12 protein-coding genes, 1 tRNA gene, 1 pseudogene and 1 riboswitch are annotated in these 21,715 nt (G+C 72.7%); of the genes and pseudogenes, 6 read left to right on the forward strand and 8 right to left on the reverse strand.

Annotated elements, in window-relative coordinates:
* The first annotated feature begins 238 nt into the window (after nucleotides 1–238).
* Nucleotides 239–2,302, forward strand: a complete 2,064-nt coding sequence (locus tag OG413_RS09150) for a sigma-70 family RNA polymerase sigma factor (RefSeq protein ID WP_266804149.1) — start codon at nucleotides 239–241, stop codon at nucleotides 2,300–2,302.
* A gap of 111 nt (nucleotides 2,303–2,413) precedes the next feature.
* Here OG413_RS09150 and OG413_RS09155 read toward each other — a convergent pair whose 3' ends face one another.
* A complete protein-coding gene (locus tag OG413_RS09155) occupies nucleotides 2,414–4,525 on the reverse strand; it encodes an asparagine synthase-related protein (protein ID WP_266804151.1) in 2,112 nt (703 codons plus the stop codon).
* A gap of 858 nt (nucleotides 4,526–5,383) precedes the next feature.
* On the opposite strand from OG413_RS09155, the gene OG413_RS09160 reads away from it, so the two are divergent.
* The 4 genes from OG413_RS09160 (at nucleotide 5,384) to OG413_RS09175 (ending at nucleotide 11,003) form a co-directional block, all read left to right on the forward strand.
* Nucleotides 5,384–6,961 (forward strand): sporulation protein, encoded by a 1,578-nt coding sequence (locus OG413_RS09160; RefSeq protein WP_266804153.1) that lies wholly within the window; start codon nucleotides 5,384–5,386, stop codon nucleotides 6,959–6,961.
* A 112-nt stretch (nucleotides 6,962–7,073) separates the two neighbouring features.
* On the forward strand, nucleotides 7,074–8,330 hold the full coding sequence (gene lhgO / locus OG413_RS09165; RefSeq protein ID WP_266804155.1) for an L-2-hydroxyglutarate oxidase: 1,257 nt from the start codon (nucleotides 7,074–7,076) through the stop codon (nucleotides 8,328–8,330).
* Nucleotides 8,323–9,237 carry a tRNA (guanosine(46)-N7)-methyltransferase TrmB gene (gene trmB / locus OG413_RS09170; protein WP_266804157.1) on the forward strand — a complete coding sequence of 305 codons (915 nt, stop codon included), beginning with the start codon at nucleotides 8,323–8,325 and terminating at the stop codon, nucleotides 9,235–9,237. The genes lhgO and trmB overlap by 8 nt, the downstream gene beginning before the upstream one ends.
* A 194-nt stretch (nucleotides 9,238–9,431) precedes the next feature.
* Nucleotides 9,432–11,003: a PrsW family intramembrane metalloprotease gene (locus OG413_RS09175; RefSeq protein ID WP_266804159.1), complete on the forward strand. Its 1,572-nt coding sequence runs from the start codon at nucleotides 9,432–9,434 to the stop codon at nucleotides 11,001–11,003.
* Between the two features lie 28 nt (nucleotides 11,004–11,031).
* On the opposite strand, the gene OG413_RS09180 is transcribed toward OG413_RS09175, so the two are convergent.
* The 6 genes and pseudogenes from OG413_RS09180 to OG413_RS09200 form a co-directional block, all read right to left on the reverse strand.
* Nucleotides 11,032–11,985 carry an aldo/keto reductase gene (locus tag OG413_RS09180; RefSeq protein ID WP_266804160.1) on the reverse strand — a complete coding sequence of 318 codons (954 nt, stop codon included), beginning with the start codon at nucleotides 11,983–11,985 and terminating at the stop codon, nucleotides 11,032–11,034.
* Nucleotides 11,986–12,255: 270 nt separating this feature from the next.
* Nucleotides 12,256–13,287 (reverse strand): M23 family metallopeptidase, encoded by a 1,032-nt coding sequence (locus tag OG413_RS09185; RefSeq protein WP_266804162.1) that lies wholly within the window; start codon nucleotides 13,285–13,287, stop codon nucleotides 12,256–12,258.
* 11 nt (nucleotides 13,288–13,298) lie between these two features.
* A riboswitch (cyclic di-AMP (ydaO/yuaA leader) is annotated at nucleotides 13,299–13,451 on the reverse strand.
* A gap of 361 nt (nucleotides 13,452–13,812) precedes the next feature.
* Nucleotides 13,813–14,910: a PP2C family protein-serine/threonine phosphatase gene (locus OG413_RS09190; protein ID WP_266804163.1), complete on the reverse strand. Its 1,098-nt coding sequence runs from the start codon at nucleotides 14,908–14,910 to the stop codon at nucleotides 13,813–13,815.
* Nucleotides 14,911–15,209: 299 nt separating this feature from the next.
* Nucleotides 15,210–15,299 (reverse strand): annotated as a pseudogene (locus OG413_RS46890) (MerR family transcriptional regulator); the annotation flags it as partial.
* Between the two features lie 163 nt (nucleotides 15,300–15,462).
* Nucleotides 15,463–15,536: transfer RNA gene (locus OG413_RS09195), tRNA-Met, on the reverse strand.
* Between the two features lie 154 nt (nucleotides 15,537–15,690).
* Entirely contained in the window at nucleotides 15,691–16,809 is a 1,119-nt protein-coding gene (locus tag OG413_RS09200; RefSeq protein ID WP_266804164.1) for an FAD-dependent monooxygenase, read from the reverse strand.
* A gap of 251 nt (nucleotides 16,810–17,060) precedes the next feature.
* Between OG413_RS09200 and OG413_RS09205 the strand changes: the two genes are divergently transcribed.
* Nucleotides 17,061–18,053 carry a TetR/AcrR family transcriptional regulator C-terminal domain-containing protein gene (locus OG413_RS09205; RefSeq protein WP_266804166.1) on the forward strand — a complete coding sequence of 331 codons (993 nt, stop codon included), beginning with the start codon at nucleotides 17,061–17,063 and terminating at the stop codon, nucleotides 18,051–18,053.
* On the opposite strand, the gene OG413_RS09210 is transcribed toward OG413_RS09205, so the two are convergent.
* On the reverse strand, nucleotides 18,050–21,709 hold the full coding sequence (locus OG413_RS09210; protein ID WP_266804168.1) for an indolepyruvate ferredoxin oxidoreductase family protein: 3,660 nt from the start codon (nucleotides 21,707–21,709) through the stop codon (nucleotides 18,050–18,052). The two genes, OG413_RS09205 and OG413_RS09210, sit on opposite strands and share 4 nt — an antisense overlap.
* Nucleotides 21,710–21,715: the final 6 nt, after the last annotated feature.

Consider the following 21,715-nt stretch of genomic DNA (forward strand, 5'->3'; position numbering starts at 1 on the left):
CGGCCGACTTCGGTCGGCCGGGCTCGGGCGGGGCGGACCGTGCGGTGGCCCCGGCATCCGGCGGTTCGGCGGCTGAAGATCGCCGAGAAGCATTCCCCGAATGAGGGATGTCTAGTGCTCCCATTCGGAAAAACGCCCCGGATGAGTGGTTGGCGGGGCTGACCGTTCGTGGCCATGGGGCCGTGTGGCACTCTTGCCCGGTGTTCGGGTCCGAAGGGTGCATACGGGGGCTTCCGCTGTGAGCGGTGACGGGCAGCAGGAAGAACCGCTCGACGGGATCGCTACCGCGGGCGGGGTCATGGAGACCGGTGGGCCGCCCCTGGGGCAGGTGCCGAGTCAGGCCGGACGCGTACGGTCGGACGGTGATGCCGAGGGCGGCACCGTCCTGCCCGGTCCGTGGCCCGCGCCGTCCGACAGCGCCCCGTCCGCCGACGGCCTGTCCTCCCCCGATTCGGATTCCTCTCCCTCGTCCGATTCCTCGTCCGATTCCTCGTCCGATTCCGCCTCCTCTTCCTCGGCCGCCGACGCGGCGGGCAGTGCCGGGATCGCCGTTCCGTCACAGCGGGAGGGCCGCGGCGGGGCCGCCGACCTCGGGCTGTCCGACGTCCAGCTGATCCAGGGCATGCGGGCCGGTGACGACGGCGCGTACGAGGAGCTGTTCCGGCGGCACTCGGGCGCGGTGCGCCGCTACGCCCGTAGCTGTTGCCGGGACGGCCACACCGCCGACGACCTGACGGCCGAGGTCTTCGCACGGACGCTGCAGGCGGTACGCGGTGGCAAGGGGCCGCAGGAAGCCGTCCGGGCCTACCTCATGACCGCCGTCCGCCATGTCGCCGCCGCCTGGACGAAGAGCGCCAAGCGGGAGCATCTGGTCGATGACTTCGCGGTGTTCGCCGCACAGGCATCGCGTACCTCCGAGCTGTCGGACGACGACACCCTCGACCTCGGCGCCGACGTGAGGGCGATGCACGAGGCCGAACAGACGATGGCCATGCGGGCGTTCCGCAGTCTGCCGGAGCGCTGGCAGGCGGTGCTGTGGCACACCACCGTGGAGGAGGAGTCGCCGAGCGAGATCGCCCCGCTGTTCGGCCTGACCGCCAACGCCACGGCCGTTCTGGCCAGCCGGGCCCGTGAGGGGCTCAAGCAGGCGTATTTGCAGGCGCATGTGAGCCAGTCGCTCACGACGGGCGGCGACTGCGCCCAGTACGCCGACCGGCTCGGCGCCTATGCCCGGGGCGGGCTGCGGATGCGGGCCGAGCGCGGGCTGCGCAAGCACCTGGACGAGTGCGCGCGGTGCCGGGTCGCGGCGGGCGAGCTGGACCATGTGAACGCCGGGATTCCGGCGCTGCTCCCGGTCGCGGTCATCGGGTGGTTCGCCGCCGGGTACTCGCTCAAGGCCGCTGGCATCGTGGCGGGCGGTGCGGCGGGAGCCGCGGGCGCCGGGGCCGCCGCCGCGGCGACCGGCGGAAGTGCGTCCGGAGGTGCGGCCGGTGGTGCCGCCGCGGAAGGGCTCGGGGCACCGGTGAAGGCCGGGATCGCCGCGGCGGTGGCCGTGGCGGCCGCGGCCGGACTGGTGTGGGCGCTGGTCGGCGACGACCGGCCGCAACCGGAACCGAAGCCCGTGGCCAAGCCGCCGGTGGTGGCGCCCGCGGTGCCGTCTCCGGCACCGCCGCCCGCGCCGAAGCCCGAACCTCCGGCGGCGCCCGCGCCGCCGGCACCGGCTCCGCCGCCCGAACCGAAGCCGAAGCCCACACCCCCGCCGAAAGCCACGCCCAAGCCCACACCGAAGCCCACCCCTGCGGCGCCGAAGCCGCCCGCGCCGAAGCCCACACCTCCGCCCAGCCCGAAGCCGCCGCCACCCGCCCCGACCGTCTACCAGGTCAGCGAGCTCGGCTACACCCTGCTCGGGGATCACACCGAGCCGGAGGTGGTGTTCGGCGAGAGCAGCTGGATCTGGCAGCGCTCCCAGGTGTCGATCGCGTCCACGTCGTACGCGCCCGGCGTGACGGTGCACGCCAATTCATCGGTCACCATCCAGCTGAACCGGGAGTGCACCCGCTACGAGGCGAAGGTCGGCATCGACGATCTGACGATGGGGCTCGGCTCGGTGCGTTTCTCCGTCTTCAACGGGGACGGTGCCCGGCTCTGGCAGTCCCCGGTCATGGAGGGCGGCGAGCCCGCCGTTCCGGTGAGCGTGGGCATCGGCGGTCAGTCGTCGATCCGGATCGTCGTGGAGGCACAGTCCCCGATGGGCGGCCTGGGGCTGGCCAACTGGGCGGAGTCGAGGATCAGCTGCCGGTGAACCGGAAACGGCGACCGGAAAGCGGTGAACCGGAAACGGTGACCGACAAGTGGTAGCCGGGAGCGGTGAGCCGGAGCGCCGGCCGCCGGTGAACCGAGCCGCGCTGGACGGTCACGGCTGGAGGCTGCGTCCGGAAGGGACCACTCCGCCCGCCACCGCGCGTTGGCGTGGAGCCGCCGTGCCCGTCCAGCAGGTGCCCCGGCGGGCGAGGAGGCGGCGGAGCCAGAGTTCCGTGGAGGCCAGGTCGGCCAGCCCGTCCAGCGGGAGGGGTTCGCCCTCGGAGGCGGCGCGCAGGGCCTTGCGTACGACGCGTGCCTCGACCAGGCCCGCGTCGGCCAGCAGCGGGGCGTCGAACAGCGCCATCAGCTCGGGGAGCGCGGCGCGCAGGCCGGTGCGGGTGGCGACGGCCGAGGTGGCCTGGGACGGGGTTCCCCAGCCGGGCGGGAGGTCGTGGATGCCCGCGCCGCCCAGCACCCGGCGCAGGATCGCGGCCCGTGCGCCCGGTTGGACGCGGAGGGATTCGGGAAGGCCGCGGGCGGCCCGGACGACCTGGTTGTCGAGGAACGGGGCGTGGAGGCGCTGGCTGCGGACCTCGGCGGCCTGCTCCAGGATGCGGTGGTCGGCGGCGCTGCGGGCGAGGGCGGCGCGGGCGCGGGCCTCTCCCGGGCGCTGCACGGAGGTCGGCCGGATCGCCGCCTCCTGAAGACGGACCGCCACTTCGGCCAGTGCCTCCCCCGTCAGCCAGCGCGCCGCGGGTCCGGGGCGCGACCAGGCGAGGGCGGCGAGCGAGGCGTCGGCCGGGGTGCCGAGGTCGGGGGCGTAACGGTTGGCGTCGGGCAGCCGGTCGGCCGCCGCCTCCAGGCCGGTGCGGTACGACGTACGGGCGAGCCGCCGCGCCGCGCGGTAGAGCGTCAGCGGCACGAACAGGGAGTGCGCCGAGGCGCCTTCGGCCTTGGTGAGTGCCGCCACGGGGCGCAGGATGTGGCGTCTGCGCCGGTCCATGAGCAGGTCGGCGAGGCGGGCCGGGTGCGCGTCCAGCACCTGCCGGGCGCCGTGGCCGACGAAGTGGTCGGCGCTGCCCGCGGCGAGCCGGCGGCGGTGACGCTCGGAGACGACCAGGGAGGGGGCCGGTTCGTCGGTGAGCGGGCCGCTGTCCAGCGCCGCGTACGGCAGTGCCTCCTCGCCCGCCGCGACCACCACGTGGTGCAGGCGCGGGTTGGCGGCGATGGCTCGGGCGCGTTCGAGTTCGTCCTCGTGGCCGCGGGTGGTGAGGTCGTTGAAGGTGACCGCGAGCAGCCGCTCCCCCGCCCCCGTGCCGTGTCCGAGGAGGGTGCCGGGCAGTCCGGGCAGTCCGGAGGCCAGCAGCGCGAGGGTGGCGGACGCGCTGCCTCCGGAGAGGTCGGCGCCGATGCCCGGTACGGGTGCGCCACGCGCCGCGCGGCGTTCGGCGGGTCCCATGCCGGGGACCGGTCCGGGGTCCGGCGGAAGGGTTTCCGGGGCGTGGCGCGGGGCCGTGAGCCGGGCGCGCACGGCTTCGACGAGCGCGTCCCGTACGCCCTCGACCGCGTGCACCGGGTCGGCCTGGGGCGCCGCGACGGCGAGCGAGGCCACCGCCTCGTACCCGGTGATCTCGCGCGAGCCCTCGCGCAGGATCAGCGCGTGCCCCGGCGGGACCCGCTTCACGCCGACGTACGGTGTGCCGTCGCCCAGCGCCTCCGGTGTCTCGGGGCAGGCGAGCAGGGCGGCCAAGTGGCCGATGTCCAGCTGCGCTTCGATGAGGTCGGCGAGGGGAAGTGCCGCGGTGGCGTAGGCGGTGCCGTTGGCCCAGGGCGTGTGGAAGACGGGCCGGGCTCCGGCCAGGTCCCCCGCGACGGTGATCCGGCGGCCGATCTGCACGACGGCCGTGTAACTGCCCGGCCAGGCGGTGAGATGCCGCATCGCACCGCCGCGTGCGGAGAGCAGCCCGACGCGCAGCTGTTCGTCGGTGGCCCCGCAGCAGCCGAGGACGGCGAGGCGGGCGGTGGGGGCACCTTCGGGGGTCGCGACGTTGATGACGCGGATCTCGTCGGGGCGCCAGTCACCGACGGCCCAGAGCGGATCGGGGTCTCCCCACAGGAGTTGGGAGCCCACGGGCTGAACCGTGCGCCCCTCGCCGCCGGCGTCGACCGCGCCGACGGTGCCGAAACTCGCGGCGATACTGCTCCACCCCACCAACCAACGCATCGCCGCCTCCACAGGCTGTGGACAAAGCGGCGCACATGGAGAACGGGACACCGCTGCGGGACATGCTGCCACGACAACGGCGTACCGGAGGGGGTACGGGCAGCGCACGCCGGAAGGGCATGCGCCCCTGGCAAGGGCCCGGCACCGCTTCCCGGGCGCGAACGGCGACGTATCCACAACGGAACGATGGCTTCCGGGTGTTGTGGAGCCAAAGCGTCAGCCCCGAATGGCCGGTGCGGCGTTCCGGACACCCGGTTGACCGCCCGCACGAGCGGTCGAAATCCGGCCATAGTCGGACCGTTGACCAGAGCATCACCCCAGCGTCGTCATTCAGCCATTCTCGGCGCGCGCCGCAACCGGCGACTGTCCGCTTTCACCCCCCGCGCCGAGCGGCTCCACGCACAGCCCGGGAGGTGGGCCTCACCTCCCGGACCGGTCCGCCGCCCGCGGGGAATGGGGCGGCAGCATCCCCCAGCCCACTGAGTCCAGTACAGCGGGCCGACCCACGCAGCATCCATGGAAGCCCTCACCGGGCGGGCCGGGCCAGAGCGCACGGCCGGGCGCACGGCCACACAACAGGAGCACGCCGGACCCTGCCCGGCACACGGCCGGGATTCGAACACCGACCGCCCGCACGGACAACAATCCCGCCATACGGACGCTCGCCCCTTAACGGTAGGGATGCGGCGAACTACGCTGTGTTTACTGATGTTCTCAGCAGGGCGGCATATTCCTCGGGGCTCGGCCAAATGCGTGTGCAGCCGGAGTGACGGGGTTCGAACCTGGGGAGGCATCGGCACGAATGCCGCGCGCCGCCCTCGGTGTCGCGGCGGCTGTCTGTGTGTCGAGGGGTGGCGCATGTCCAGGGAGCAACGCGGGCCGAACGAGAAGCTCGGCACGGTTCTCGCCCTCGCGGGAATCAGTAACGCCGGGCTCGCCCGGCGGGTCAACGACCTCGGAGCACAGCGCGGTCTGACACTTCGCTACGACAAGACCTCGGTGGCCCGGTGGGTCGCCAAGGGCATGGTGCCGCAGGGCGCCGCGCCCCATCTCATCGCCGCGGCGATCGGTGCCAAGCTCGGCCGGCCGGTCCCGCTGCACGAGATCGGGCTCGCGGACGCCGACCCGGCGCCCGAGGTCGGGCTCGCCTTCCCGCGTGACGTGGGCGAGGCGGTGCGGTCGGCGACCGAGCTGTACCGACTGGATCTCGCCGGGCGGCGGGGCGGCGGCGGAATCTGGCAGTCCCTCGCGGGGTCGTTCGCCGTCAGCGCGTACGCGACCCCCGCGTCCCGATGGCTGATAACGCCCGCCGATCCCTCCGTGGCGCGGGATTCCGCGGCTGCCCGGGTGGCCATCCTCGGCGCACAGAGCGCACAGGGCGCGCACGCCGCTCAGAACATGCGGAGCGCACACGGCCCGTCGGGCGCGCCGGGCATGCCCGGCGCACTGATCGGACCCGGCGCGCAGGGGTCCGTGCCCGTGCAGCCCGGCCCGGAGTCCGCGGCCGACGCCTCGCCGCTGCGGGTCGGCCACAGCGATGTGGCCAAGCTGCGCGAGGCGGCCCAGGACGCGCGCCGCTGGGACTCCAAGTACGGCGGCGGGGACTGGCGTTCCTCCATGGTTCCGGAGTGCTTACGGGTCGACGCCGCACCGCTGCTCCTCGGCTCGTACAGCGACGAGGTGGGCCGCGCCCTCTTCGGCGCCTCGGCCGAACTGACCAGACTGGCCGGGTGGATGGCCTTCGACACCGGCCAGCAGGAAGCCGCCCAGCGCTATTACATCCAGGCCCTGCGCCTGGCCCGCGCAGCCGCCGACGTACCGCTCGGCGGGTACGTGCTCGTATCGATGTCCCTCCAGGCGACCTACCGCGGCTTCGCCGACGAAGGGGTCGACCTCGCGCAGGCCGCCGTCGAACGCAACCGCGGGCTCGCCACCGCCCGCACCATGAGCTTCTTCCGGCTGGTGGAGGCGCGGGCGCACGCGAAGGCGGGGGACGCGGCGGCCGCGGGGGCCGCGCTCAAGGCAGCCGAGGGCTGGCTGGAACGGTCCAGGGCGGGCGACGCCGACCCGTCGTGGCTCGGCTTCTACTCGTACGACAGATTCGCGGCCGACGCCGCCGAGTGCTACCGCGACCTCAAGGCGCCCCGGCAGGTGCGGCGCTTCACCGAGCAGGCCCTGTCCCAGCCGACCGAGGAGTTCGTCCGCTCGCACGGACTGCGGCTCGTCGTGTCCGCGGTCGCCGAGCTGGAGTCGGGCAACCTGGACGCGGCGTGTGCGGCGGGGACCCGGGCGGTCGAGGTGGCGGGCCGGATCTCCTCGGCGCGGACCACGGAGTACGTACGCGATCTGCTGCACCGGCTCGAACCGTACGGGGACGAGCCGCGCGTCGCTGAGCTGCGCGAACGGGCCCGGCCGCTGCTGGTGGCCCCGGTCTGATCCGGCGCCCGCCCCGGGTCCGCGGGGCCGGGGTGTGCGCCACGTCCCGCCCGTCCCGGGTTTGAGCCGGTTGTCAGTGGGTCAGTGCACTATCGGGGTGGGAGGTGGCGTGATGATGACGCACGCGGCGTACGACTGCGATGTGCTGGTGATCGGCGGCGGGATCGTCGGTCTGTCGACCGCGTATGCGATCACGCGGTCCGCTCCGGGCACCCGGGTGACGGTGCTGGAGAAGGAACGGGGCCCCGCGCGCCACCAGACCGGGCGCAACAGCGGCGTGATCCACAGCGGCGTCTACTACCGCCCCGGTTCGCTCAAGGCCCGGTACGCGGTGCGCGGCGCCGCCGAGATGGTCGACTTCTGTACGGAGCACGGCATCGCGCACGCGGTGACCGGCAAGCTGATCGTCGCGACCGAGCGGTCCGAGCTGCCCCGGCTGCACGGTCTGGTGCAGCGCGGCCGGGAGCACGGGCTGCCGGTGCGGGAGCTGGGCCCGGCACAGATCGCGGAGTACGAACCCCATGTGCGCGGCCTCGCGGCGATCCGGGTCGGGACGACCGGGGTGTGCGACTTCGGGGCGGTCGCCGCACGGCTCGCGACGGAGGCCACCGCGGCCGGCGGCCTCATCCGGTACGGGGCGGAGGTCACCGCGATCGACCGGCGCCCCTGGGGTGTCGCGGTGCGGACAGCGGACGGCCTCGTCGTCCGGGCCCGGGTGATGGTCAACTGCGCGGGGCTGCACTGCGACCGGGTGGCACGGCTGGCGGGCGACGACCCGGGAGTGCGGATCGTGCCGTTCCGGGGGGAGTACTACGAGCTGGCCAGGCCGGAGCTGGTACGCGGGCTGGTCTATCCGGTGCCGGACCCGGCGTTCCCGTTCCTCGGGGTGCATCTGACCCGGGGCTTCGACGGCTCCGTCCACGTCGGACCCAACGCGGTGCCCGCACTCGCCCGGGAGGGGTACGGCTGGCCGGTCGTGCGCCCCCGTGAGCTGATGGAGACGCTGAGCTGGCCGGGCTCCTGGCGGATCGCCCGACGGCACTGGCGGTACGGGGCGGGCGAGGTGCACCGTTCGCTGTCGAAGCGCGCGTTCACTCTGGCCGTACAGCGGCTGCTGCCCGAGGTGGGTGAGGACGATCTGCGGCCGTCGCCCGCCGGGGTCAGAGCCCAGGCGGTCCTGCGGGACGGCACGCTGGTGGACGACTTCCTGATCCGCGAGGCCCCGCACACCGTGCACGTGCTGAACGCCCCGTCGCCCGCCGCCACGGCCTCTCTGCCCATCGGCAGGGAGGTGGCACGCCGGGCACTGCTGCGGGCTCGCGGCGCGGGGTGGAAGCCGCCCGCCGTAGAATCGGGTCATTGTGTCTGAGCAGCCTGTGAACCCCACTCCTGATGCCCCTGACGCGCCTGGTGCCGCCGGTACCACTGGTGCGGACGACGCGGCCCGTGCCCCTGGTACCACTGGTGCGGACGACGCGGCCGGTGCGGACGACGCCGCGGACGACGCGGCTGCCCGGCGTGCCGCCTCCTTCGAGCGGCAGCGCAGGCTCCGCCAGGAACCCCGCTTCCCCGGCGGTCCCGCCGCCGACCCGGCGGGCTCGCACCACGAGCGCCGGATCCGCAGCTTCCAGCCGCGCCGCAGCCGGGTCACGACCGGGCAGGAGGACGCCCTCCAGCGGCTGTGGCCCACCTGGGGCCTGGACATCGACGGGCTCCGCGTGCTGGACCCGGCCGAGCTGTTCGACGGTCTGCCCGTCGTCCTGGAGATCGGCTTCGGCATGGGCGAGGCCACCGCGCAGATGGCGGCCGACGACCCGGGCACCGGGATCCTCGCCGTCGATGTGCACACCCCCGGCCAGGGCAATCTGCTCGGTCTCGCGGACCGGAACGGCCTGACCAACATCCGGGTGGCCAACGGTGACGCGGTGATCCTGCTGCGCGAGATGCTGAAGCCGGACGCGCTCGACGGACTCCGGGTGTTCTTCCCCGACCCCTGGCCCAAGGCACGGCACCACAAGCGGCGGCTGATCCAGCCGGAGTTCCTGGACCTGGTGGCCCAGCGGCTGAAGCCCGGCGCCGTGGTCCACTGCGCGACGGACTGGGAGCCGTACGCGGAACAGATGCTGGACGTCCTCACCGCGCATCCCCTCTTCGAGAACACCGTGGCGGACGGCGGTTACGCCCCGCGGCCCGCGTTCCGTCCGCTGACCCGCTTCGAGGGGCAGGGCCTGGACAAGGGGCACCTCGTCCACGACCTGCTGTTCGCACGCGTCTGACCGACGCGGCACGCGGTCGGACGGGCACACGGGCACACGGGCAGACGCGGCACACGGTCCGGCGCACGACCCGGCACACGGTCCGGCGCACGACCCGGCACACGGTCCGGCGCGCGGCCGGGGACCGTTGCGAACCGGCCGAGTCCCCCCGGCGCCCATGGTCAGCTGTCGGTCCCGCTCGTTAGGGTCATGGGGTGTCCGACGGGTCCGTGCATCACCAGCAGCCGCAGCCGCATCCGGCCGTCCCGGTTCTTGAGGAGCGTCAGCTCGGCGAGATCCTGGGCGCCGTGCCGGAGCGTGGCTGGCGATACCGGCCGCGCCGCGTCGGCATGGTGTGGCGCAGCAAGGCGTTCCGCGCCGGTGCGGTGATCGTCGCGCTCGCGCTGTGCGGGCTGGTGATCCTGTCCCTGGTCCGTGAGCAGACCGGCACGGAGGGGTTCCTGGTCGGGCTCGGGCTGGCCGTGCTGCCCGTACCACTGCTGATGGCGGCCTTCCGCTGGCTGGACCGGGTCGAGCCGGGCCCCTGGCGGAATCTGCTGTTCTCCTTCGCCTGGGGCGCGTGCGCCGCCGCACTCGTCGCGATCATCGCCAACTCGTTCGCGACCCGCTGGATCGCCACGGCCACCGCCGACCCGGCGAGCGCCGACACCCTGGGGGCCACGGTGATCGCCCCGGTCGTGGAGGAGAGCGCCAAGGCTGCCGCCGTCCTGCTGATCTTCCTGTTCCGGCGACGGGAGTTCAGCGGCATCGTGGACGGCATCGTGGTCGCCGGATTCACCGCGACCGGCTTCGCCTTCACCGAGAACATCCTCTATCTGGGCAATGCCTTCGGTGAGGACCAGCAGCTGGGGATGACCGGGTTCGCCTCGGTGACCGCCGGGACGTTCTTCGTACGGATCGTGATGTCGCCGTTCGCGCACCCGCTGTTCACGGTGCTCACCGGCATCGGCTTCGGGTTCGCCGCGGTCGGCGCGCGGCGCCACCGGGTCCGCCGGATCGCGCTGCCGGTACTGGGCCTGGTCCTCGCGATGGGCCTGCACGCCCTGTGGAACGGTTCGTCGGCCTTCGGCCCGTACGGCTTCTACGCGGTGTACGGGGTCTTCATGGTCCCGGCGTTCGGGCTGGTGACCTGGCTGGCGGTGTTCTCGCGCCGACGGGAGCTGCGTACGCTCTCCGCCGAGCTGCCCGCCTACGCGGCGGCGGGCTGGCTGACCCCGGCCGAGCCGCTCGCGCTCTCCTCGATGCGGGCGCGCGGCATGGCCCGTGATCTGGCCCGCCACTGGCACGGCCACCCGGACCGGAACCGGGGCAGGGCGGCGGCACGGGCCGTCGCCGAGTACGAGTCGTTCGCGACGTCCCTGGCCGTGCTGCGCCGAAGGGCCCGCCGCGACACGGCGGGCCCGGACTTCGCCGCGCGGGAACGGGAACTGCTGCATCACCTCTGGCAGCGCAGGGACATCGCGGGCCCGGCCCTGACGTACGCGGCCCACGCCACGGGCCGGCTGCGCGCGCACCTCCGCCCCCCGGTCCCGCCGTACGGCGGGCGGTTCCCGCAGCGGCCCCCGTACGCGTACGGGGTACCGGGGACGCAGGCTTACCCCTACCCGTATCCGAACCCGGGCCCGGCCCCGCAGCCGCAGCCGTATCCGTACGGGCCGGTGCCGCAGCCGTTCCCGATGCCTCAACAGCGCGGGACGCAGCCGTACGGCCCGGCCCCGCATCCGCAGTACGGCGGCCACAACCCCTACCTGAGTCCCCCGCAGTAGCCCGGTTCCCGGCGCACGGCCGCGTGGATCAGGCGGATGCCTCGGTGAGCTCCGCGAGTTCCTGGTCCGTCAGGCGCAGCTCGGCGACCGCGACCAGTGCGGGCAGCTGCTCGACCGTACGGGCCGAGGCGATCGGCGCGACGACGGTCGGCCGGGAGGCCAGCCAGGCCAGGGCGACCGTGGCGATCTCGGCCTCGCGCTCCTGAGCGATCCGGTCCAGGGCGACCAGCACCTTGCGGCCCTGCTCCGACTCCAGGTGCTGGGCCGCCTTCTCGGCGCGCGCGCTGTCGACCGAGGTGCCCGGACGGTACTTGCCGGTGAGGAAGCCCGAGGCCAGCGCGAAGTACGGGACCGCGGCGAGCCCGGCGCGGGCGGCGGTGTCCTGGAGGGCGCCCTCATAGGTATCGCGGGAGACCAGGTTGTAGTGCGGCTGGAGGGCGACGTAGCGGGCCAGGCCCTCGCGCTCGGAGAAGTCCAGGGACGCCTGGAGCCGCTCCGCGCTGATGTTGGAGGCGGCGATCTCGCGCACCTTGCCGTCCTTCACCAGCTGGTCGAGTGCCGTGATGATCTCCTCGACCGGGACGGTCTCGTCGTCGAAGTGCGTGTAGTACAGGTCGATGTGGTCCGTGCCGAGCCGCCGCAGCGACTCCTCGGCGGCGGACTTGATGGTGCCGGCGGAGAGCCCCTTGTACGAGGGGTGGGCGCCGACCTTGGTGGCGACGACGATGTCGGACCGGTTGGCGCGCGAGGCGAGCCACTTGCCCAAGACGGTCTCGGACTCGCCGCCCTCGTTGCCCGGGACCCAGGAGGAGTAGGAGTCGGCGGTGTCGATGAAGTTGCCGCCCGCCGCGGTGTACGCGTCCAGGACGGCGAAGGACTGCGCCTCGTCCGCCGTCCAGCCGAAGACGTTGCCGCCGAGGGCGAGGGGGAAGACCTGAAGGACGGAGGAGCCGAGCGGGCGCAGAGAGGTCGCAGAAGTCATGGTCGGTTCAACGAGAGCGCCGATGAGGGGTATTCCGCGTCGGCGGGATTCACTGCACCGGAGCCTCCGCCCCGGAAGCCGCGCGCCGGAGCCTCTGTCCCGGAAGCCGCGGGCCGCCTACGCGGGCCTGTGCGCCCGGCGCCCGGAGCCTCCGCGCCGGAAGCCGCGCGCGTCGTTCTCCTGCGGACAGCAGACCGGCAGCCCTGACGTCGGGGGGTGTGCGTCAGGGCTGCCGGGGTTCGGGTGCGCCCGCGGGGCGGGCGCGGGGGCTCAGACCGTGAGCCCCTTGCTGCGCAGCCAGCTCATCGGGTCGATGCCCGAGCCGCCCGCGGTGTGGACCTCCAGGTGGAGGTGAGCACCGGTCACATTGCCGGTGGCACCGACGCGCCCGATGGTGTCGCCGGTGGAGACCTTCTGGCCGGCCGTGACATTCATCGTGGACTGGTGGCAGTACCAGATCTCCGTGCCGTCATCGAGTTCGAGGACGGTGCGGTAGCCGTACGAACCGGAATAGCCGGCCGACTTCACCGTGCCGCTGTGCACGGCCTTGACCGGAGTGCCGGTCGGCGCCGCGAAGTCGAGGCCGGTGTGGTGGCCCGAGGACCACATCGGGCCGGACTGGCCGTAGGTCGAGGTGATGCTGTACGAGGAGGTCGGCAGCGCGTAGCTGGCGGCGAGCTTGGCGAGGCGCTCGGCCTCCTTCTTCTTCTTCGCCGCCTCTTCCGCCTTCTTCTTGTCGGCGGCGATCTTGGCCTCGGCCTCGTCCTGCTGCTTCTTGGCGTCGGCTGCGGCCTTCTCGGCTGCCGCCTTCTCCTCCGCGGCCTTGGCCTCGGCGTCGGCGTTGGCCTGCTGCTGCTCGGCCTGCTGGAGGATGCGGGCGCGGAGCGCCTCACCGGCGTCGGTCGTGCCCTGCTCGGCCTCGGCGCTGGTGATGCCCGCGGAGGTGAGCGGGGCTGCCGAGACCGGTGTCTTGTCCGCGTCGTCGGACATGAAAGCACCGACGCCGGGAAGGGACTTGGCATCGGGGAGGTTGTCCGCGAGGGAGTCGGGAAGGGAGATGGAGACCGGCGGCTTGCTCTGCGCGGTGGCCATGCCGCCCGCGCCGACGGCCGCGATGACACCGACGCCGAGGACGGTGGAGCTACGGGCGAGTCCCCGCTGCTTGGCTACGCGGTGCCTGCCGCGTACGGGCCGGATGGACTCCTCGGTGGGATTCCATTCCTCCCAGGTCCTGTCCGCGTCACCGAAGTTGTCGGTGACGAAGGGTGACGGGGCCTCGGGGGCAGGCTTGTTGGACGCCACGTGGGCGCACTCCTTTCCTTCCTTCTCGCCTACCGGGTTAGCTGACGGGTTCGGAGCAGGAAGGTCTCCTACGGGCTCCTCTGCCTCTCACGAGACACAGGTGTCCGATTCACCCCATGTAGGTGGTTCCCCGGTTCCCTTGCGGGATTCGGCGCTCGCGCACGGTGCCGCCTCTTGCGACGACTGGGACGACCGCGCTGCGTTATCGAACGTTAATAGACTGATGGGCCCTATTCCAAGCTCTTCCCACTGATCGTTCATGACTTTGGCCTGGACTTAACGGGTACAAAGGGTTGGAATCGGGCGAGTTGAATCGAGTCCGACCATTACCCAGTTTCTGACGTTGCGTCAAATGTTATGCGGAGCGGCGTTCTTCAGTTACGTACGGTGGCATCGCTCATGGTCGCCCTCCCGGGGCGGCTCCCGGGCCGACCCCCGTACCGACTCCCGTGCCGTGCGCCCGGACGTCCTGTTCACGCGCCGCCCGGCCGCACGCGCCACCCCCGCTCATGCGGCCGCCCCGGCTCATCTGCTGCCCCGGCCCACGATCTTCACCGTCGTCCGGCGTTCGGGCTGTCCCTCGGCCGGCCGCGCCACCGCGAGGAGTGCCATGTCGTCAGTGGACCGGCCACCGGTGTGCAGCCGCACGTCGTCGGTGAGCGCGGAGAGCAGTTCCTCGGGACCCGGGAAGATCCGGCCACGCAACCGCGCCGCCGGGTCGTAGAAGGCCCCGGACGGGTCCCGCGCCTCGGAGAGGCCGTCCGTGAACACCAGCAGCGTCGCCCCGGCGGGCAGCGCCCACTCATCGGCCCGGTCCGGCCACACCCCCAGGTTCATGCCGAGCGGCAGCGCGGGCACGGCCGGTGCCAGCACCTCCACCGCCCCGTCCACGTGGAGCAGGATCGGCTCGGGGTGCCCGCGGTTGACGATGCGCAGGGTCGTCGAACCGGGCGGGATCTCGGCGAGCACGGCCGTGATGAACCCCTCCATCGCGTCCAGCCCGCCGCGCCGCGTCCCCTCCCGCGCCAGCGCCCGTTCCAGCCGCTGCGCGACCCCCTCCAGCGAACGCTCCTGCTCGGCGGCCTCCCGGAACGCCCCGATGATCACCGCCACCGCCTCGACGGCGTCCAGCCCCTTGCCCCGTACGTCGCCGACCACCAGACGTACCCCGTACGGGGTGTCCGCGACGGCGAACAGGTCGCCGCCGACGAACTCGTCCGCCTGCGCCGCCTCGTACCGCGCGGCGACCTGCAGCCCGCCGATGCGGTCGTCCGGGGTCGGCAGCACGGCCCGCATGGCCGTCGCCGCGATGACCCGCGCCGAGGCCAGCTGCTCGTTGCCGCGCCGCACGACGCCATTGATGACCAGGGCGAGGACCGAGGCGGTGAGTACGGTGGCCAGCTCGGTGACCGGGACGGCCCGGGTCAGCGTCCCGGCGTACGCGTGCAGCGCGACGACCGCCAGGACCGCCGCCACTCCGGTACGGACGGTGCTGGCCAGGGAGAAGAACGGGGCGGCCATCAGCGGTGCCGCCACGAACAGCGGTACGGCGGTGAAGGTGGGCGGGGTCCCGACGTCGAAGAGCAGCCCGCCGCCGATCATCAGGGCGGGCAGCGCACGCACGAACCGCCGGGCGGCACGGCCTCCGGGGCGCCCCCCGCGGCCACGCGCCGGGAAACCGAAAGCGGAACCCCCCAGGCCGCGCGCCGGGAGACCCGGAACTCTTCGGCTCCAGGCACGGGGCAGCCCGACAGGTCCCCCACGCCGCCTGTCCCGCTTCCCCACGTGTGCACTCCTGCCCGGTCCGCCCACGGCTGCGGACGGTACCGCGCCCCGTCCAGGCTTGCCGGAGCCGCGCCGTGCGGCGACTCCTCATCGGCCAAAGGGGGGAGCGGGCGGGAGGCCCGGCCTTCCGGAGGCCAGTCGGAGAGCCGGTGTTCCGCGTAGATCGTCAGTGCGTCCCGCACGAAGGCGGCGGTGCCGTCTCCGTGCCGATCGTAGTTCTTCGCGAAGCTGCCCGCAGGGCCCCGGCCGTGTCCCGCCGCCCGTCCAGTGGTCGCGGTAGCCATTGCTCCCGCGCGACCCGGCCCGGCTCGACGCGCGCCCACGGCGTACAGGGGCCCGGAAACGACTCAGTCCCGGAACGCTGTGTGCGTTCCGGGCCTGGTCCTTCAGTAGCGGGGACAGGATTTGAACCTGCGACCTCTGGGTTATGAGCCCAGCGAGCTACCGAGCTGCTCCACCCCGCGTCGTTAAACCCAACTCTACGGCATGCTGGACGCACTCTTGACCACATGCCCGACCCCCGCCGCCGGGCGGCCGGCTCCCACCCCCGCAAAGGCCCCCGAAAGGCCACTCGAAGGCCCCTCGACGGCCACTCGAAGGCCCGGATGAAGCGTGGCGTCAGGCGTCCAACGTGATGGCGTTCTTGGCCCGGTCGACCGCCTCCCAGGACGCGGGACCGGCCTCGCCGCCGCCGTTCCCCGTCACCAGAGCCTGATTGGCCGCGACGAACGGACGCATCCGCTCCGCGTACCGGGCGAACGCGGCGGCATGGTCGTCACCGGCCCGCGCCAATTCGTCCGCCAGCACCTGCGCACCCACCAGAGCGAGGCTGGTCCCCTGCCCGGAGAGCACGGACGCGCAGTACCCCGCGTCGCCCAGCAGCACCGCCCTCCCCCGCGACCAACTGTCCATGCGCACCTGGGCCACCGCGTCGGCGTAGAAGTCGGGCGCGTCCCACAGCGCTTTGAGCAGGCGGGCGTTCTCCCAGCGCAGGGGCGCCATCCGCTCGGCGACCAGCGCCCGGTACCGCTCCTGGGCGCGGGCGCCGGGTCCGAGCGGCCCGCCCTCGAAGCCGAACGTGACCCGCAGTTCGGTGTTGTCGCGCACCGGGTAGATGCCGTAACCGGCCGGGCCCTCCCGGTGCCACACCTGCCAGTTGTCGAGGTCCAGGAAGTTCTCCACGCTGAAGATGGCGATGTGCATGTCCAGGTGACGGACGAACTCCTCCTCAGCGCCGAAGACCAGCCGCCGCACCCCCGAGTGCAGACCGTCGGCGCCCACCACCAGGTCGAAGGCGCGCGGAGCACCGCGCTCGAAGGTGACGCGCACGCCGTCCCCGCCCTCCTCCAGAGCGGTGACGCGATCCCCGTAGAGGAACTCCGCCCCGCCGCCGAGGCGTTCGTGCAGCATCGGCACGAAGTCGTCGCGGAGCACCTCGATGTCGCCGCTGTCGAACCGGCCGCTGCTGAAGGCGGCCTCGGTGGAGCGGTGGATCTCGTTGCCGTCCCGGTCGAGGACGGACATGCCCCGCATCCGGGTACGGGCGCTTCGCGCCTGCTCCAGCAGCCCCAGTCGCTCGACGACGCCGAGCGCGACGCCTCGGATGTCGATGGCCTGCCCGCCCCGGCGCGGGGCGGGGGCGCGCTCCACGACAGTGACGGCGAAACCCCGGTCGCGCAGCAGACACGCCAGCGCCGAGCCGCCGACACCGCTGCCGGATATGAGCACTGTCCTCATGGCGAAACCCCTTCGATTCCTTCGGGCGGCATGAGCGGCCGAAGCTGTTCAAACTCGCCCAGTACGGTGTACGCATGCCGAATGTACGACGTACGCGCACGCCCGCCAAGTGCACTTTTCCCGTATCTGAACTAGGACAGAGCACGCTTTCCCGGCCGCACCCCTGCTAGCCTCTGCACTAGTACAGCTTCAGAAGAAAAAGAAATCCGAGGAGAAATTCCGAGGAGGAAGAGAAAGAAGAAGGAGCGGGCATGACCCCGGACCCCGAACCTCCCTACCGGCGCATCGCCGACGAGATCCGCCGCCGCATCACGTCCGGCGGGCTGGCCCCCGGCGACCGGGTGCCCTCGACCCGGCAGATCGTCAAGGACTGGGGGGTCGCCCTGGCCACCGCGACCAAGGCTCTCACCACGCTACGCCTGGAGGGGTACGTGGAGACCCGCCCCCGGATCGGCACGGTGGTCGCCACGCGCACGCCGGCCCCCGCACCGAAGCCGTCCCGTCACGCCGCGCCCCCCTCCGCCTCCCACGACCACGACCACGACCACGAACCAGAGCTGACGCGCGACCATGAACTGACGCGCGACCGCATCGTCCGTGCCGCCATGCACATCGCCGACACCGAAGGGCTGTCCGGCCTGTCCATGCGCGGGGTCGCCGCCCGGCTCGGGGTCGCCGCGATGTCCCCGTACCGGTACGTGAAGAGCAAGGACGACCTGATCCTGCTGATGGCCGACGCGGCCTTCGGCGAGGAGACGTACCCCGCCACGCCCCCCGAAGGCTGGCGCGCCCGCCTCGAACTGTGCGCCCGGACCCTCTGGAGGGTGTACCGCAGGCATCCATGGCTCGCCCAACTCGCGCCTCTTTCGCGCCCGTTGGTGCTGCCCAACCTGATGGTCCACGCGGAGTGCGCGCTCAGCGCGCTGGACGGTCACGGGCTGGAGCCGGCCACCATGATGGACGTCCATGTGCTGCTCTACAGCTACGTCCAGGGCCTGGCCGTCAGCCTGGAGCAGGAGGCCCAGGCCGAGGCCGCCACCGGACTCACCGAGGACGAATGGATGGCCGACCAGGTGGAATCCCTTCGCGCGATCGCCGGATCGACCGGCTACCCCGTCTTCGCCAAGGTCACCGCCGCCCTCGCCGACGGCTACGACCTGGACCTGGACGTCCTGTTCGAGTTCGGGCTCGGGCCGTTGCTCGACGGGTTCGCGGGCATCGTCGAGGGCCCCCCGGGACCCTAGGACTTCGGTGTGCCCCCGTGAGCGGCGGCGAGGTCCGGTTCGGCGTAGCGGACCATGAGTTCGGCCGCCCGCACGCGGTACTCGGCGACCGCCGCCATCTTGATGTCCTCGTATCCGCGCACCGCGTCGGGGAGCGACGCGATGTCCACGGCCGACGGGAGAGCGGCCGGGCTCAGCGTGCCGCAGACCTCCGTGACCATGGCCTCGTACTCGGTGATCAGCGCCCGCTCCGTACGGCGTACTGAGGCCGCGCCGAACGGGTCGAGCCGGGTGCCCCTGACATGGCGCATCGCGGCGAGGAGCCGGAAGGCCGGTTTGAACCACGGGCCGAGCACGATCTTGCGGTCCATTCCGAGTGCCCGGAGCGCGGGCGGGTGGAGCCGGTAGGACATCCGTGCGCCCGCGCCGAAGCGGGTCTTCACGTCCTGCTCCACATCGGGGTCCAGCGAGAGCCGCGCCACCTCGTACTCGTCCTTGTACGCCATCAGTTTGTACAGGTGCCGGGCCACGGCCTCGGTCAGTTCCGTCGAGCCGGGGACCCGTTCGGCCTCGGCCCGCCGCACGCGTTCGACGAAGCGGGCGTAGCGCGTGGCGTAGGCCGTGTTCTGGTACGCGATGAGGTCGGGCACCCGGACGTCGAGGAGCCGGGCGAGCTCCGAGCCCGGTGCCGCGCCGACCTGTGCGATCAGTCCGGGCGCGGCGGCGGGCACGGTACGCCGGGGGGCCTTCGGGCCCTCCGCCCCGGCCAGGATCGCGGCGAAGCCTTCGGGGTCCGCGACGGCGAGGCGGCCGTAGCGGAACGCCTTGAGGTTGTCCTCGACCTTCACCCCGTTGAGGGTGATCGCCTCCTCGACGGCCTCCGCGGGCAGGGGCAGCGCACCGGACTGGTGAGCCGCGCCGGTGAGCAGCAGGTTGGCGTACTGGTCCGCCCCCAGCAGGGTGTCGGCCAGGTGCCGGGCGTCGAGGAACACGGCCGTGCGGACGGCCGCGCCGATGCGGTCCCTGATCGGTCCGGCGTCGGGGAACGACGCCTCCGGGTCGATCACCATCTGCCCGGTCGGGACCTCCGCCGTGGAGACGACCGCCACCGTACGGGCGGGTGCCGCCGCCGCGAGGTGCCCGGCGTCCGCGGCGACGAGCAGGTCGCAGCCGAGGTAGAGGTCGCACTCCCCCTCGGCCGCCCTGCCGGCCTGCTGCGTGGGCTCATGGGTGATCTTGATGTCGGAGACGACCGCGCCGCCCTTCTGTGCGAGCCCGGTCTGGTCCAGGGCCCGGACGTGGCGCCCGGCCAGCGTCGCGGCCGTGCTCAGGATCTGCGCGAGGGTCACGACGCCGGAACCGCCCACTCCGGTGATCCTCGTGGTGTGCGAAGCGGCGGGCCGGTACGACGGATCCGGCAGCGCGGTGACGTCCGGCATCGGTGCGGTCCGGGCGGCCGGCGCCGCACCGGCCTTCCGAGCCATACCTGCCTTCCCCTTCGCCGGGACGACCGTGAGGAAGGAGGGGCAGTCACCGGCCAGGCACGAGTAGTCCTTGTTGCACGAGGACTGGTCGATCCGGGTCTTGCGGCCGAACTCCGTCTCCACGGGCTGGACCGACAGGCAGTTGGACTTCTTGCCGCAGTCGCCGCACCCCTCGCACACCCGCTCGTTGATCACGACCCGTTCCACGGGGTCGGGGGCTAGCCCGCGCTTGCGTCGGCGGCGGAGTTCGGTGGCGCACTCCTGGTCGTGGATGAGCAGGGTGACGCCGGGGATCGCGGCGAGGATCTCCTGTGCCTCGGGCAGCCGGTCGCGGTGCCAGACCCGTACGCCCTTGGGGAGCTTCACCTTCCGGTAACGCTTCATGTCCTCGGTGGTGATGATGATCCGGGCGACCCCCTCGGCGAGGAGCGCACCGGCGATGGCGGGCACCGGCATCACACCGGCCGGGCGCTGCCCACCGGTCATCGCGACCGCCGAGTTGTACAGCAGCTTGTACGTGACGTTCACCCCGGCCGCGATCGCCGCCCGGACGGCGAGGCTTCCGGAGTGGTGGAAGGTACCGTCGCCAAGGTTCTGGATCAGGTGGTTCCGGTCGAGGAACGGTTCCATGCCGATCCACTGGGCGCCCTCGCCGCCCATCTGCGTCATACCGATCACGTCTCCGGCCTGCGCCGGGTCCATGAGCGTGACCATGGCATGGCAGCCGATCCCGGCACCGACGGTCGACCCCTGGGGAGCCTTGGTCGATACGTTGTGGGGGCAGCCGGAACAGAAGTACGGAGTGCGGGTGAGCAGCGGAAGAAGCGTGCGCGTGCCCTTGGACCCGTTGGGCTGCGTGCCGTTGGGCTGCTTCCCGTTGGGCTGCGTGCCCTGGGGCGGGACTCCGACGAGCCGGACGCCGAGGGCCGCCAGTGCGGGGGCGAGCCGTGCGGCGATCGTGTCCGGGTCGAGCTCTCCGTCGGCCGGGAACATCGCGCTGCCGTCCTGAGCGCGCTTGCCGGAGACCGTCGGCATGGCCTCGGAGCCGTACAGGAGGTCCTTGACGGCGGTCTCGATCAGCGGGCGCTTCTCCTCCACCACGACGATGTGGGCCAGTCCGGCCGCGAACCGTTCGACCACCGACGGTTCGAGGGGATGGATCATGCCGAGGTGCAGCAGGCGGATGCCGCGTTCCGCGAGTGCGGCGTCGTCGAGACCGAGACCGCGCAGCGCCTGCCGGAGGTCGAGGTACGTCTTGCCGGGGGCGATGATCCCGACGCGGTCGTCCGGCCCCGTGCGGGTGATCCGGTTGAGGCCGTTGGCGGCGGCGTAGCGCCGGGCGATCTCCAGCCGGGCGCCGTCCCTGCTCCGTTCCAGTTCGCCGAGTGCCGGCTGCACCATCCGGGCGGCCACGCGGTGCCGGAACGGGGTGCCGTCGATGCCGGGATCCGGCGCGACCGGCGAGACGCGTCCCGCCGCCACGTCGACCGTGCCGGAACCGTCGGCGACAGCGGTCACGATCTTCAGCGCGACCCACAGCCCGCTGGCCCGCGACATGGCGACGCCGTGGAGGCCGAAGTCGAGCGCCTCCTGCGGGTCGGCCGGGTACAGGGTGGGGATCCCGAGGTCGGCCAGGAGCAGTTCGGAGGCGCCGGGCACCGTCGAGGACTTCGCGCCGGGGTCGTCGCCGACCAGGGCGAGCGCGCCGCCGTCGGGATGCGTCCCCATCAGGTTGTTGTGCCGCAGGGCGTCCGACGCACGGTCCAGACCCGGCGACTTGCCGTACCAGATGCCCGTGATGCCCTCGACGCGCTTGTCCGGCTGCATGGCGGCGAGCTGGGTCCCCTGGACCGCCGTGGCCGCCAGTTCCTCGTTGACGCCGGGGCGGAAGACGATGCCGTACTCGTCGAGCAGGTCCCGGCAGCGCTCCAGTTCCATGTCGTAGCCGGCCAGGGGCGAGCCCTCGTAGCCGGACACGAACCCAGCGGTACGCCGCCCGGCCCGCAGGTCCGCCCGGCGCAGGTCCAGGGTCAGCCGGGCGAGCGCCTGGATACCCGTGAGGTGGAGGCTGCCCTCCTCACACACGTACCGGTCCTGAAGCGTCGGGCGCGCCGCCTTCTGCGTGTCACGGCGGGCCCGGTGGTCCGTGCGGTCCAGATGGTCCATGCGGTCCATGTGATCCATGTGATCCATGTGATC

It is taken from the genome of Streptomyces sp. NBC_01433, assembly GCF_026340105.1.
GTDB lineage: Bacteria > Actinomycetota > Actinomycetes > Streptomycetales > Streptomycetaceae > Streptomyces.

Bases quoted from the DNA above. Each gene is read 5' to 3' on its own strand.
- OG413_RS09155 (WP_266804151.1), bottom strand. From the start codon at position 4,525: ATGCGTTGGTTGGTGGGGTGGAGCAGTATCGCCGCGAGTTTCGGCACC.
- OG413_RS09160 (WP_266804153.1), top strand. From the start codon at position 5,384: ATGTCCAGGGAGCAACGCGGGCCGAACGAGAAGCTCGGCACGGTTCTC.
- lhgO (WP_266804155.1), top strand. From the start codon at position 7,074: ATGATGACGCACGCGGCGTACGACTGCGATGTGCTGGTGATCGGCGGC.
- OG413_RS09180 (WP_266804160.1), bottom strand. From the start codon at position 11,985: ATGACTTCTGCGACCTCTCTGCGCCCGCTCGGCTCCTCCGTCCTTCAG.
- OG413_RS09200 (WP_266804164.1), bottom strand. From the start codon at position 16,809: ATGAGGACAGTGCTCATATCCGGCAGCGGTGTCGGCGGCTCGGCGCTG.
- OG413_RS09205 (WP_266804166.1), top strand. From the start codon at position 17,061: ATGACCCCGGACCCCGAACCTCCCTACCGGCGCATCGCCGACGAGATC.
- OG413_RS09210 (WP_266804168.1), bottom strand. From the start codon at position 21,709: ATGGATCACATGGATCACATGGACCGCATGGACCATCTGGACCGCACG.